This is a genomic window from Weissella paramesenteroides (genome assembly GCF_036327715.1).
Taxonomy (GTDB): Bacteria; Bacillota; Bacilli; order Lactobacillales; family Lactobacillaceae; genus Weissella; species Weissella paramesenteroides.
This window is the reverse complement of the sequence record NZ_CP130559.1, coordinates 1,397,504-1,411,489: the sequence shown is the minus strand read 5'-3', so window position 1 is coordinate 1,411,489 and position 13,986 is coordinate 1,397,504. Positions and strand designations below refer to the sequence as shown.

Genomic DNA, 13,986 nt, shown 5'->3' with positions numbered 1-13,986 from the left:
GAAGATGTGTGATGACAGCAGTTGGTATTATTGCAGAATATAATCCGTTTCACAATGGGCATGCGTACCATTTGGCGCAAGCAAAATTGTTAACTGGTGCAAAAACTGCTGTTGTCGTTATGTCGGGAAATTTTGTGCAGCGTGGGATACCAGCCATTTTTGATAAGTGGCAGCGCGCAGCACTTGCACTTGAAGGTGGTGCTGATGTTGTTTACGAATTGCCCTTTGCCTTTGCGGTACAACCCGCACATTTATTTGCGCGTGGTGCAATCCAACTACTAGCCGATGCCGGAGTTGATACCATTGTTTTTGGTGCAGAACATGCACAATTAGATTTTCTCTCTTTGGCAAAGCAAGCACATACTTTATTATTGAATAATGCAGCTTTTCAATCGGATTATACCCAAACCTATGCAACAGTATTCAATGATGTGTTAGCACAAGCAACGGGTGCACGTATTTCTGAGCCCAATGACTTGCTTGGTTTTGCCTATGCAACAGCTGTTTTAGAACTTGGTTTAGCAGATAAAATCCAATTATTACCAATCCAGCGAATTGGGGCATCATATCATCAAACTAAAATAACTGATAGTCAAATAGCCAGTGCGACCGCTTTGCGAAGTCTTATGCAGCAACAAGCATCTATAGAAGAGTATGGGGCGTTTGTTTCTAAAAAGGCAGCAAATTTGCTTAGCCAAGGTCAGCAAACAAAAGATTGGTCGACTGCTTGGTATTCGTTGTTGCAATACAAGGTATTAACCTCACCAGTTGAAGAGTTAGAACAAATTTATCAACTGAATGATGGGTTAGCCTATCGCTTGAAAGAGCAAATAACTCGTCAAACAGATAGTAGTTATGAAACTTTTATGACAACCTTTAAGAGTAAACGATATACCTGGTCAAGATTGCAGCGAACGTTACTATATACGTTATTGAATGTTCAGCAGCAGGAGATGCAAACTGCTTTAGCACAGCCTTACTTGCGCTTATTAGGTGCTAGTAAAGCAGGTCGACTGTTTATTAAACAGCATCGAAAAGACGTATCATTGCCAGTTATTAATCGAGTGACAAATGAGGATACGACGGGCATTTTGACATTGGATTATCGTGCCGGAAAGTTGTATGAATTAATGGCACAACAGCCAGTACAACAAGCGATGGATACAGGTCGTATTCCGCTATTTAGTGAATAAGAAAGGAAACAAGTATATGAAGTGGCAATTTTCAGAATTACAAACTTATAAAGATGAACCATTACCATTTAATGAAACGGTGACGCTTAAGGAAGACTTGTTAAGTAAATTTGGGGATGTGATCAAGGATATAACGCCAGTAAATGTTTCTGGTTTTGCACAATCCGAAGATGATGACGTCTTTATTCATGCGCATGTAACAGGAGAGCTGGTAACCCCTTCAACAAGATCATTGCAACCAGTTACATTGCCAATTGATTTGGATATTGATGAGATTTACATTCAAGATAAGCAACACGAAGATCGCTACAGTGATGAAGAATCAGTGATTTTAGTTGATGATGGTAAAATTAATTTTGATGAAGCCATCCTTGAATACATTGTCCTATCAATTCCACTACAAGTTTTGACTGATGAAGAGGCAAAAAACAATACAATGCCTGCTGGTAAAGATTGGTCAGTCATTTCAGAAGAAACGTATGAAAACCAAAAACAAGAAACCAAACAACAAAATACACCTTTGTCAGGTTTAGCTGATCTATTTAAAGATGATGAAAAATAAATCTTGGTAATTGTTTGTTGATAAACATATAATAGGAACAAGACCAGAGCAAATCGTGTTCTGGTCTTGTTTGTTAGAGAAAGGATTGCTTTAGAATGGCTAAATCAAAAATGACTCCGATGATGGCACAATATAACGAGATAAAAGCACAGTACCCTGATGCCTTCTTATTTTATCGTCTGGGAGATTTTTATGAGTTGTTTAATGAGGATGCAATTGTTGGATCACAAATTCTCGAATTAACATTAACACAACGCAATAAAAATTCTGCACAGCCGATCCCGATGGCAGGTGTGCCACACCATGCCGCCCAAAACTATATTGATATTTTAGTTGATAAGGGGTACAAAGTTGCTGTGGTTGAGCAGATGGAGAATCCAGCAGACGCAGAAGGAATGGTTAAGCGTGAAGTTGTGCAATTAGTTACGCCAGGAACGCGAATGAAGACCACAGCTGATGCGGCAAAGGAAAATAATTATTTAGTTGGGTTAGCAACAACGAAACCGGATGATTATGGGCTAGCTTATACTGATTTATCAACTGGTGAAATTAAGGCAACTGATTTACAAAGTGTTAATGGTATTTTAAATGAAATTAGTCGCTTAGAAACTAAAGAAGTTGTGACAGCCAATGAGTTACCTAGTGATTTACAAGCTAGTTTAACTAACTTGGGAATTCTGGTGTCTAAAATTGATCAACAAGCTAGTGAACATGCGGAGATTGCTTTTTTAACACAGCATTTGACAGAGATAGCGCAAAAAACAGCAGCTGAAACTTTGTTGCAATATTTGTTTGATACGCAAAAACGATCATTAGATCATTTGCAGCAAGCTACCGCATATGAAGTGGCGCAATATTTAAAAATGGACCGACATTCACGTGCGAATTTAGAGTTAACTGTCAATTTGCGAACACAACAACGTTCAGGGACCTTGTTGTGGCTATTAGATGAAACCAAAACCGCAATGGGGGGACGGGCACTTAAACAGTGGTTAGAGCAACCATTGTTGGATGCTGACATCTTAATGCAGCGTTACGACAAAATTGGCGAGTTAATTGAAGATTTCTTTGGACGTTCGGCATTACAAGAAGCTTTACAATCGGTATATGATTTAGAGCGATTAGCCGGCCGTGTTGCTTATGGTACAGCAAATGGTCGTGATTTATTACAATTACGCAACTCATTGCGTCAAGTTCCGGATATCCTAGCTATTTTAGCAGATCTTGATCCAGCAATTTTTGGTGAACTTCATTCACAAATCGATCCGGTAGCAGATATTGAAACGTTAATTAGTGAATCAATTACAGATGAACCACCAATTTCAGTAACTGATGGTGGCGTTATTCGTGCGGGGTATGACGAACAATTAGATAGTTATCGTGATATCATGACGAATGGTAAGAGTTGGTTAGCAGAGTTAGAAGCACATGAACGTGAAGAGACAGGCATAAATTCACTAAAAATTGGTTTTAATAAGGTTTTTGGTTATTATATTGAAGTAACAAAGGCTAATATTCCAAAGTTGGATCCAGAGCGATATACACGTAAGCAAACCTTGGTTAATGCTGAACGATTTATTACGCCAGAATTAAAAGAACGTGAACAAATGATTCTGGAAGCGGAATCAAAATCAAGTGAATTGGAATATCAGCTATTTACAAAGGTACGCCAAATTATTAAAGACAATATTCAACGGATTCAAACACTAGCGGCCAATTTAGCACAATTGGATGTGATCCAGTCTTTGGCAACAGTTGCTGAGAAATATCATTTTGTTCGACCAACTTTGACTGATGAACAAACCATTGCTATTAAAGATGGTCGACACCCAGTGGTTGAAAAGGTGTTAGGTCATCAATCTTATGTTGCTAATGATGTGGATATGCAACCGGATGATACAATTTTATTGATTACTGGTCCAAATATGTCTGGAAAGTCAACATATATGCGCCAATTAGCGTTAATTGTTGTGATGGCTCAAAGCGGTTCATTTGTGCCAGCTAGTGAAGCAACGTTACCGATCTTTGACCAAATCTTTACGCGTATTGGTGCTGCAGATGATTTGATTTCAGGAAATTCTACGTTTATGGTTGAAATGGCTGAGGCAAATACAGCTTTACAGAACGCCACGAAACACTCTTTAATATTATTTGATGAATTAGGAAGAGGAACCGCAACCTATGACGGTATGGCGCTAGCGCAAGCTATTATTGAATATGTTCATCAACATACTCAAGCAAAGACCTTGTTCTCAACGCATTATCACGAATTGACAGCACTGGCTGATGAATTGACTGCGTTACGTAATGTACATGTTGGTGCAACCGAGGAGCATGGTGAATTAATTTTTTCACATAAGGTATTGCCCGGACCGGCTGATCAAAGTTATGGAATCAACGTCGCCAAGTTAGCTGGACTACCAGAAACATTAATTAAGCGTGCTGCTAAAATTTTAGCCAATTTAGAATCGCAGGATGTGTCGTTAAGAACTGCACCCATGCCGGTAACCCAGTTAGCTGATACTGCCACGGCGATGGTAACGGATGATGAAAAAACATCACATGAGAAAAAATCAACGGATAATGCACAACTAGCTTTGTTTGATTTGCCTGATCCAATTGACCCTGAAACGAAACAAGTTGTTGATGAATTGAAAAACATTAATGTTGCAACTATGACGCCATTGGAGGCGTTGATGAAATTAAATGAGTGGCAGCAAACAGTACAATAAATGGGAGAAAGACGTATGGCTGAAATTCATGAATTATCGGAAATTCTTGCAAATCAAATTGCAGCTGGTGAAGTCATTGAACGGCCGGGTTCTGTTGTTAAAGAATTAGTCGAGAATGCCTTGGATGCTCATGCAACACAAATTGACGTGTTAGTTGAAGAGGCTGGTGTTAAATCAATTCGTGTAATTGACAATGGGGATGGTATTCCTGGCAATCAAGTTGCACGTGCTTTTTTAAGGCACGCTACATCAAAAATCAACTCAAGACAAGATTTGTTCCGAGTGCAGTCACTGGGATTTCGAGGTGAGGCACTCCCTTCCATTGCGTCAGTTGCAGATGTTGTTCTACAAACAGCAACGGCCGATGCTGAACAAGGTGCTAAGATTCATTATCAGGGTGGTAAAATAATTGAGGAAACCGGCACGAATGCACGACAAGGAACAGATATCACTGTGTCAGATTTGTTTTTTAATACCCCAGCGCGGTTAAAGTATTTAAAGTCACAGGCAACAGAGTTATCCCAGATTGTCGACGTCATCAATCGTTTAGCAATGAGTTATCCGAATGTTGCCTTTCATTTGGTTCATAATGGTAAAGAATTATTACAGACAGCAGGCAATGGCAATTTACAGCAAGTCATCGCTAGTGTATATGGCGTTCAACAAGCACGTAAAATGTTATCAGTTTCTGCCCATGACAATGATTTTGAAATAAATGGATTTATTTCTTTACCAGAGTTAACTCGCGCTAACCGATCATATATTTCTATCTTAATCAATGGGCGGTTTGTTAAAAATTATAATTTGAGCAAGGCCATTGTTAAAGGCTATGGATCAAAGTTAATGGTGGGACGATTTCCAATTGCAATTTTACAAATTAAAATGGATCCATTATTAGTTGATGTCAATGTCCATCCACAAAAACATGAAGTTCGTTTATCTAAAGAAACCCAATTGATGTCTTTGATAGAAGAAATGGTTGTCCAGCGATTTGTTAACGAAAATCTTATTCCCAATGCTTACGAGAATTACATGCAAGGGAACCATGATAGTTATGTCGTACCAGAACATGATAATGATCAATTTATGACCCAGTTACAAGAAGCTTCAGTAACTTTTCATCAGGAAACAGGTCGTAGTTTGCAAAATATAAGTAGTGATGAGATTGAGATACCAGAAATACCGATAGCTAATGACCCTGACTTAAGTACAGCGCAAACACAAAATGATGAGGTTGTACCAATTGTGATTACAAAGTCGCAGGATTTAGTAAAGAAATCAGTCCGAGATTTTGTTGCAAAGTATACAGCTGAAACACCTAGTCTGCCATTTACTGAAGCGGCTGATCCTGTGGCTGCAGAAGAGGTTAGTTTATCATTCACAAATACTGATTTAGTCGATGATAGTCGGCACGATAAACCATTCCCTGATTTGCAATATATTGGTCAGATGCATGGTACATTTTTATTTGCACAATCGCCAGAAGGTTTTTATATTGTTGATCAGCATGCAGCTCAAGAACGAATTAAATATGAATATTATCGTGAAGAAATCGGTAAGGTCGGTTTAGAAAGTCAAAAATTATTGGTACCGATTGTACTGACATATCCGAAAATAGATATTTTAAAAATACAAGCACATGCTAGTCAGCTTGAACAAGTTGGCTTAAATCTAGAATCGTTTGGGGATGATGCAGTAATTGTGCGTGAACATCCTGCCTGGATTGAAAAGGGGCAAGAGGAAGCGACAATTCGAGAGATGGTTGACTGGTTATTACGTGATGGTAATATCACAACAAAGGATTTTCGTGAAAAAACAGCAATCATGATGTCGTGCAAACGGTCAATCAAAGCAAATTGGGCTTTAAACGACTATGAAGCGCGTGGTTTATTAAAGCAATTGGCACAAGCTCAAAATCCATATAATTGTCCACATGGACGCCCAGTATTAGTTTCATTCACAAATACAGATATGGAAAAAATGTTTAAGCGAATTCAGGATTCTCATGAATCATGGGTTGAATATGATAATCACCCATTTTAATTTAATAGATAAGTAAGAGGAGAAGTATATGCAAGCCAGAGTTTTTTTTGCAACGATTACTGGTAATAATGAAGATGTTGCAGACGTTATTGTGGATACATTTAAAAATGAATCTGTTGAAGTAACTAAGGAAGATATTCAATTGATTGACCCACAGGATATTTCAAGCACAGATACGGATATTGTTGTTGTGGTGCCATACACGTTTGATAAAGGTTCACTACCTGATGAAGCACTTGACTTCTATGAGGACTTAGTTGATACAGATTTAAGTGGCATTGTTTATGGTGTTTCAGGGTCAGGTGATGATTTTTATGGTGATGATTTTGCTGTCGCCATTGATAAATTTGAACAACAATTTGAGAAAACTGGTGCAACCAAGGGGGCCAAGGGTGTGAAGGTCAATTTGAGTCCAGATGCAGCTGCCACCGAAGCATTGCAGACCTTCACAAAACAACTTATTGTGACCGCAAAACAACAAGAAAAATAAAATCCTTTTATTTTTAAACTTTTCGGGTATAATAATAGTCGAATATAAAAACGTTGAAGAAAACATGTCGCTTGACAAGTTATGTTAAAAGAGAGCCAATGCTGGTGTAAGTTGGCAACATAAGTTAGGCGGTACTATTTCCGAGTGTGCTGTGATATAAATGGCAACGTTTCCCGCGTTAAGGGATATGAGTGTAGCAGTTGTGCTGTTATGAATTCGGGTGGTACCGCGTACAAGCGCCCCGTTATCAGAAAAGTTCTGATGACGGGACGCTTTTTGTTTATGAATGATGTGATTGAATCAACAACAGATATTAAGGGAGAAATAATTATGGCAGATGTACAAATTACATTTCCAGATGGTGCGGAAAAGTCATTTCCAGTAAATGTGACACCATTGGAAATTGCAAAAAGCATTTCCTCATCATTGTCTAAGAAAGCAGTTTCTGGAAAACTTAATGGCCAATATGTGGGTATGAATGATGCAATGACAACAGGTGGTAATTTTGAATTAATCACTAAAGATGATGAAGAAGGATTACAACTACTTCGCCATTCTGTTTCACACTTGTTGGCGCAGGCATTGAATCGTCTGTATCCAGACCAAATTCATTATGGTGTTGGACCATTTATCGCGAACGGTTTCTACTATGATACGGACAAGGTTGAAGGTAATCAAATATCAGTTGATCAATTCCCAGAAATTGAAAAAATGATGAAGCGTATTGTCAAAGAAAATTTGCCAATTGTTTCTCGTGAGATTAGTCGCGATGAAGCTTTAGAGATGTTCAAAAATGATCCATACAAGATTGAATTAATTAATGATTTGCCAGCTGATGAGCATATTTCAATTGCAGTTCAAGGAGAACATGTTGAATTAGACCGTGGTGGTTTAGTGCCATCAACTGGCTGGATCAAGCACTTTAAGTTGACATCTGTTGCTGGTGCTTATTGGCGTGGTAAGTCATCTAATCCAATGCTACAACGTATTTACGGAACCGCATTTTGGAATGCTGATGACTTAGATGCTGAAATGAAACGCCGTGCGGAAGCTAAAGAGCGTGATCACCGTAAGATTGGTGCTGATCAGGATCTTTTCTTTACGTCACAAGAAGTTGGTTCAGGGTTAGCAGTATGGATGCCTAATGGGGCAGCAATTCGTCGCACACTAGAACGCTACATAGTTGATCGTGAAGTACAAGACGGTTACCAACATGTTTACACGCCAGTTTTGTCAAATTTAAATCTATACAAGCAATCTGGTCACTGGGACCACTATCGTGATGATATGTTCCCACCAATGGATATGGGAGACGGAGAATTCTTGGAATTGCGTCCAATGAATTGCCCATCACATATCATGGTGTACAAGCACCATCAACGTTCATATCGTGACTTGCCATTCCGTGTGGCAGAGCTTGGTATGATGCACCGTTACGAAAAGTCAGGTGCCTTGACTGGATTATCTCGAGTTCGTGAAATGACGCTAAATGATGGTCATACCTTTGTGATGCTTGATCAAATTGAGGATGAGTTTAAGAAGATTTTGCAGTTAATGGTTGATGTTTATAAAGACTTTGACATTACTGATTATCGTTTCCGTTTGTCATATCGTGATCCTAAAAATACGGAAAAGTATTTTGATGATGACGAAATGTGGGAAAAAGCACAACGTATGTTGAAAGGTGCTATGGATGATATGGGCTTAGAATACTTTGAAGCTGAAGGTGAAGCAGCCTTTTATGGTCCAAAGTTAGACGTCCAAATCAAGACAGCCTTAGGTGGTGAAGAAACGTTATCAACGATTCAACTTGATTTCCTATTACCAGAACGTTTTGATGTCACATATGTTGGATCAGATGGTGAATTACACCGTCCAGTGATGATTCACCGTGGTATTATTTCAACGATGGAGCGCTTTACCGCATACCTAACTGAAATGTACAAGGGTGCATTCCCAACATGGTTAGCACCGCATCAAGTACGTATTATTCCAGTTAACCGTGAAGCACACGGTGAGTTTGCACAAGCATTGACAGATCGTTTGGTTAAGCAAGGTATTCGTGCTGATTATGATGGTCGTAATGAAAAATTAGGTTACTTAATTCGTAATGCACAATCATTAAAGATTCCATACACCCTTGTTATTGGAGATGAAGAAGTATCAAATGATACAGTAACGATTCGTCGTTTTGGTTCACGTGATACTAGTGTTAAGTCAGTTGATCAATTTGAGACAGACTTGCTTGCTGATATCGCTAATCATTCACGTGCACTAGATACCCTTGAAAAGGCAGTTAAAGGCGAATAATTTCGTTGCATAGAGACTTCAAACTTTTTAAACGCGTTTATGCTATAAAAATTATCGATTTATAATTCAGACAAATTTAGTAAGAAGAGTTTGGAACATTTTTTGTTCCAAGCTCTTTTAATTTTTTCAAAGTATTTTGATTGCAATTTTAACGGGATTGGTATATTATTGGTCTATACCAAAACGCTATAAATGGAGTGTAATTATGAAAATTATTGAAGTAAAAGACCAACAAGCAGGTGGTAAGGCTGGATTTAATATCTTTAAAGAAGCATTAGCAGATAATGCGCAAGTGTTTGGGTTAGCAACAGGTTCAACACCAATTTCAATTTATCAAGAATTGGTTGCTAGTGATGTTGATTTTTCAGATAAAATTTCAATTAATTTAGATGAATATCAAGGTTTAGCGGGTACTCATGATCAAAGTTACCGTTATTTTATGAACCAAAATTTATTCAATGCAAAACCATTTAAAGAAAGCTATGTACCTAATGGCTTGGCTGAAAACATTGCTGAAGAGACAGCATGTTATAATAATATTATTGCTAATCACCCAATCGATTTACAATTATTGGGTCTAGGTCAAAATGGTCATATTGGATTTAATGAACCTGGAACACCATTTGATAGTCAAACACATGCAGTTGATTTAACACCATCAACCATTGCGGCTAATGCACGTTTCTTTGCGAATGAAAATGAAGTGCCTCGTCGTGCAATTTCAATGGGAATTGGTAGTATTTTAAAGTCTAAGAAAATTCTACTAGTTGCTTATGGAGAAAATAAGGCCGATGCTGTTGCGGCTATGATTGAAGGTCCGGTGACGGAAGATATGCCAGCAAGTGCTTTACAAACACATGCGGATGTGACCGTGATTGTTGATCACGCAGCTGCTTCAAAAATTAAGAATCGTGAAAATATCACGGTACTGTAAAACTTTTACGACTATAATTAAGACGTTTTTAGCAAAAAGGGATTGGGACATCATCTTGTCCCAACCCCTTTTGTTTACTGTCTCAATCGCTCTATTGATATAATTGTTTTCTATTTCTATACTAACGTCTGTGTGCTTCGAAAATATTGACTACTGATGTCTGAATTTAAAAGCTCATTATTCGCTTACCTGTATAGATGGTGGCTAGTGTAAAACCTGGTCCATGTGCTAAACTTGTATATAAAGTTAGAGAAGAGGGGTTAACCCATGGAAATGACAGGAAATGATTTCATTGAGGTCTTAACTGAAGAAACGTATACAAAAAAGACGTTTGAAGCTGCAGACCAAGCAACGATTGCCCTGGATGATTTATTTGCTTTTGTCGAAAAGGCAACAGCTGAAAATCAATTGTTTAGCGCAGAAGTATTAATCAATGAAGAAGAACCAATTAGTTTACGTTTGGAAACAAGTTTAATTAATTTGCCAATTCGTTATACAAATGCAATCCGTAAAATTGTCATCAATGATCCAGAAACGGAAGTGTCATTGTATATGATTGTGGAACATCCACTAGTTACTAAGTCGCATTTAATTATTAAAAAAGCAGCTTCGGTACAATCATTTTTAGACGATTCAGCTTCTGTTGAAGAAAAAATAGCATCATTTTTCAATGAACAAATCGAAATTATTAATCAAAATAAAATAGCAGCAGACACTGAGGAGAATTCAGTTGACCAAGCAGATCATGACGAATCAAACTGACAGATGTGATTATTAGTTTGGTCATAAAAGGGTGAGATAAATTTTTGAGTTTGTGGGTCCATATTATGTTGTGCCCTTTTGTCACATTGGAGGAATTAAATGATGAAACATAATGTTATTGCATCACATAAAGTGATTGGTACGATCATTAGTATTATTGTTTTCATAATTCTGTTTAAATATTTAGCAGTACAAATCGGTGATACCAAAGACAATGCTACTTTGGCACCAGCATGGTTGTCATTAGTAACCGCGATATTTGGTCCCGTATCCGGAGCAGTGACCGCTTTTATCGGACATGCAACTAGTGATATGCTGACTAATAGTGCAACGTCGACCGTGTGGTGGACTTGGACGATTGCAGATAGTTTATTTGGATTATTCATCGGACTGATTACCCGTCGATTAGCGATTTTTATTGGAAAATTAACAACACGAAAGTTAGTGTTGTTCAATGTCTGGCAATTAATTGCCAATGTCGTTGCTTGGTTGATTATTGCACCTTTCGGGGATCACTGGGTTTATAACCTTTCATTGGTTGAATCAATGAAAGAAGGTGGATTAATTGTTGTTGTGAATTTCTTAGCGATTGCAATTGTCGGCACCATTTTGTTTAAAATTTACCAGCATTATGCTGTTGATTAGTCTTGATATTTATGCACATCATCAATTAGTTAAATCCAAGTTATATAATAAAGATAAAAAGCGAATGAACCGTTAAGATTAGGCGGTTCATTCGCTTTTTATCTTTAATTGTACATGGTGCAAAAAGTAATTGTGTGATAAAATTTATGCACAAGAATGAATAAAAGCGAGGATGATATGGCAAAGATTATTGATGGTAAAGAGATTGCTAAGAAATTACGGTCTGCAGTTTCAGAACAAGCTGCTATTTTAAAAGAACAATCAGTTATTCCTGGCTTGGCGGTGATTTTAGTAGGTGATGATCCGGCTAGTGAAATTTATGTACGAAACAAAGAACGTGCAGCCAATAAGGTTGGCGTTCATGCTGTAACTTTTAAATATCCAAGCACAGCTACAGAAAAAGAAATTCTGGATAAGGTAGCTGAATTAAATGCGGATGATACAATCGATGCGATTTTAGTACAAAGTCCTGTACCATCACAAATCAATGAACAAAAAGTTCAAGAAGCGATCATTCCAAGCAAAGATGTTGACGGCTTCCATCCTGAAAATGTGGGTCGTTTATATGCTAACCAAGCAGGATATTATCCTATTGCTAATACACCGCGGGGTATTATGACAATGCTCCAGCATGAAAAAATTGATCTGCTAAATAAGCATGCAGTAGTTATTGGTCGATCAATTTTAGTCGGCCGACCAATGTTTGCCTTACTACAAGCGGCAGACGCAAGTGTCACATTACTCCACCGTTACACACCAGCCGCATTACGTCGTGAATTATTAGCTACTGCAGATGTTGTTGTGGTCGCAACTGGTGTCCCAGATTTGGTAATGGGAGCTGATTTGAAACCAGGAGCCGTGGTTATTGATGTTGGTATTAACCGGTTACCAAATAATAAATTAGTTGGAGATGTGAATTTTGGTACTGCTGAGAAGGTGGCAGGTGCAATTACACCTGTTCCTGGTGGCGTTGGTCCGATGACTATTGCTACATTATTGCAAACAACTGTCGAACTTGCAGCTGAGCATCACCAAATAGAATTGGAGCAAGGATGGCAGAATATTTAACAGTCTCAGCATTAACAGCCTATTTAAAGCGTAAGTTTACAGCTGATCCATATTTAAAGAAAGTCTATGTGACTGGAGAGATATCAAATTATCGCCAACGACCTGGGCATCAATATTTTAAAATTAAGGATGACCAAGCCGTTGTTTCAGCAACAATGTTTAAGTCGGCTTTTAATCGTTTGAAGTTTCAACTTGAACCAGGGATGAAAGTTAATGTTACTGGACATATGGATCTTTACGCACCCAATGGTTCATATAGTTTGATTATTGAAACAATTGAACCAGATGGTGTTGGGGCATTATATCAAGCATATGAGCAATTAAAAGAGAAATTAGAAAAAGAAGGTTTATTTCAAGCAAGACAAGCTAAGATACCGTTATTTCCACGAAAAATTGCGGTGATTACATCCCCAAGTGGGGCGGTTATTCGTGATATTATGACCACAGTACAAAGACGCTACCCAATTGCTGAAATTGTGCTATATCCAGCGGTTGTCCAAGGAGATGGCGCAGTGCCATCACTATGCCAGCAAATTGATGCGGTTAATCAATCTAGTGATTATGATGTCCTAATTATTGGACGTGGTGGGGGATCAATCGAGGATTTGTGGGCGTTTAATGATGAAAAACTTGCGCGGCAATTACTGACAGTAAAAATTCCGGTAATTAGCTCTGTCGGTCATGAAACTGATACGACTATCGCTGATTTTATCGCTGATAAACGAGCAGCTACGCCCACTGCTGCTGCCGAATTAGCAACACCGATGCCATTAGCAGATTTATGGTTAGCTATCCAACAAGACCAACAAAAATTAGTGATGATTCTGCAACGCGAAATTGCGCAACGGAAAGATTATCTGTCACGGTTACAACAAAGTTACGTGTTAACCAATCCTGAACGACTATATGAAGGATATCTACAACGTCTGGACATTGCGCAAGATAAATTAATTCGGACGGTATCGTTACAAATCAGTCAGCAAAAGCAACAGGTAGCAACACTGAAACCCCGACTAAAAATGAGTATGGATCATGAAATGAAGCAGGCACAGCAACGTTTAGGACAAGCTGCAGCTGGTTTACAACTGGTAAGTCCATTAGCTATTTTAGCCCGGGGTTATAGTGTGACAAAAAAAGAATCAGAAGTAGTTCGGCAATTAAACCAGGTTGCGTTGGATGATAATATTTCAATTCAGGTATCAGACGGCGAAATTCTTGCACGGGTTACGGGAAAGAAAGAGAAGTAA

At 38.3% G+C, this 13,986-nt stretch carries 11 protein-coding genes and 1 other annotated feature; all 11 genes read left to right on the top strand.

From position 1 onward, the window contains the following. Positions 1 to 11 precede the first annotated feature (11 nt). The 11 genes from QRX23_RS07075 (at position 12) to xseA (ending at position 13,986) form a co-directional block, all read left to right on the top strand. On the top strand, positions 12 to 1,193 hold the full coding sequence (locus QRX23_RS07075) for a nucleotidyltransferase (RefSeq protein ID WP_330155133.1): 1,182 nt from the start codon (positions 12 to 14) through the stop codon (positions 1,191 to 1,193). 16 nt (positions 1,194 to 1,209) lie between these two features. Beyond that, entirely contained in the window at positions 1,210 to 1,755 is a 546-nt protein-coding gene (locus QRX23_RS07070) for a YceD family protein (RefSeq protein ID WP_330155132.1), read from the top strand. A 95-nt stretch (positions 1,756 to 1,850) separates the two neighbouring features. Continuing rightward, positions 1,851 to 4,487, top strand: coding sequence for a DNA mismatch repair protein MutS (gene mutS / locus QRX23_RS07065; protein ID WP_330155131.1), 2,637 nt, complete (start codon positions 1,851 to 1,853; stop codon positions 4,485 to 4,487). Positions 4,488 to 4,502: 15 nt separating this feature from the next. Further along, positions 4,503 to 6,530, top strand: coding sequence for a DNA mismatch repair endonuclease MutL (mutL, locus tag QRX23_RS07060; RefSeq protein ID WP_330155130.1), 2,028 nt, complete (start codon positions 4,503 to 4,505; stop codon positions 6,528 to 6,530). A gap of 28 nt (positions 6,531 to 6,558) precedes the next feature. After that, entirely contained in the window at positions 6,559 to 7,020 is a 462-nt protein-coding gene (locus tag QRX23_RS07055; protein WP_330155129.1) for a flavodoxin domain-containing protein, read from the top strand. 44 nt (positions 7,021 to 7,064) lie between these two features. Beyond that, positions 7,065 to 7,267, top strand: a binding site (T-box leader). Positions 7,268 to 7,350: 83 nt separating this feature from the next. After that, positions 7,351 to 9,330: a threonine--tRNA ligase gene (gene thrS, locus QRX23_RS07050; RefSeq protein ID WP_330156130.1), complete on the top strand. Its 1,980-nt coding sequence runs from the start codon at positions 7,351 to 7,353 to the stop codon at positions 9,328 to 9,330. Positions 9,331 to 9,535: 205 nt separating this feature from the next. Next, a complete protein-coding gene (locus tag QRX23_RS07045; protein WP_330155128.1) occupies positions 9,536 to 10,264 on the top strand; it encodes a glucosamine-6-phosphate deaminase in 729 nt (242 codons plus the stop codon). Between the two features lie 267 nt (positions 10,265 to 10,531). Next, positions 10,532 to 11,026 (top strand): hypothetical protein, encoded by a 495-nt coding sequence (locus tag QRX23_RS07040; protein ID WP_330155127.1) that lies wholly within the window; start codon positions 10,532 to 10,534, stop codon positions 11,024 to 11,026. Between the two features lie 99 nt (positions 11,027 to 11,125). Next, a complete protein-coding gene (locus QRX23_RS07035; RefSeq protein ID WP_330155126.1) occupies positions 11,126 to 11,671 on the top strand; it encodes an ECF-type riboflavin transporter substrate-binding protein in 546 nt (181 codons plus the stop codon). A gap of 177 nt (positions 11,672 to 11,848) precedes the next feature. Beyond that, complete coding sequence (locus QRX23_RS07030; protein WP_330155125.1) at positions 11,849 to 12,739, top strand: bifunctional 5,10-methylenetetrahydrofolate dehydrogenase/5,10-methenyltetrahydrofolate cyclohydrolase; 891 nt, start codon at positions 11,849 to 11,851, stop codon at positions 12,737 to 12,739. Continuing rightward, entirely contained in the window at positions 12,724 to 13,986 is a 1,263-nt protein-coding gene (gene xseA / locus QRX23_RS07025; RefSeq protein WP_330155124.1) for an exodeoxyribonuclease VII large subunit, read from the top strand. The genes QRX23_RS07030 and xseA overlap by 16 nt, the downstream gene beginning before the upstream one ends.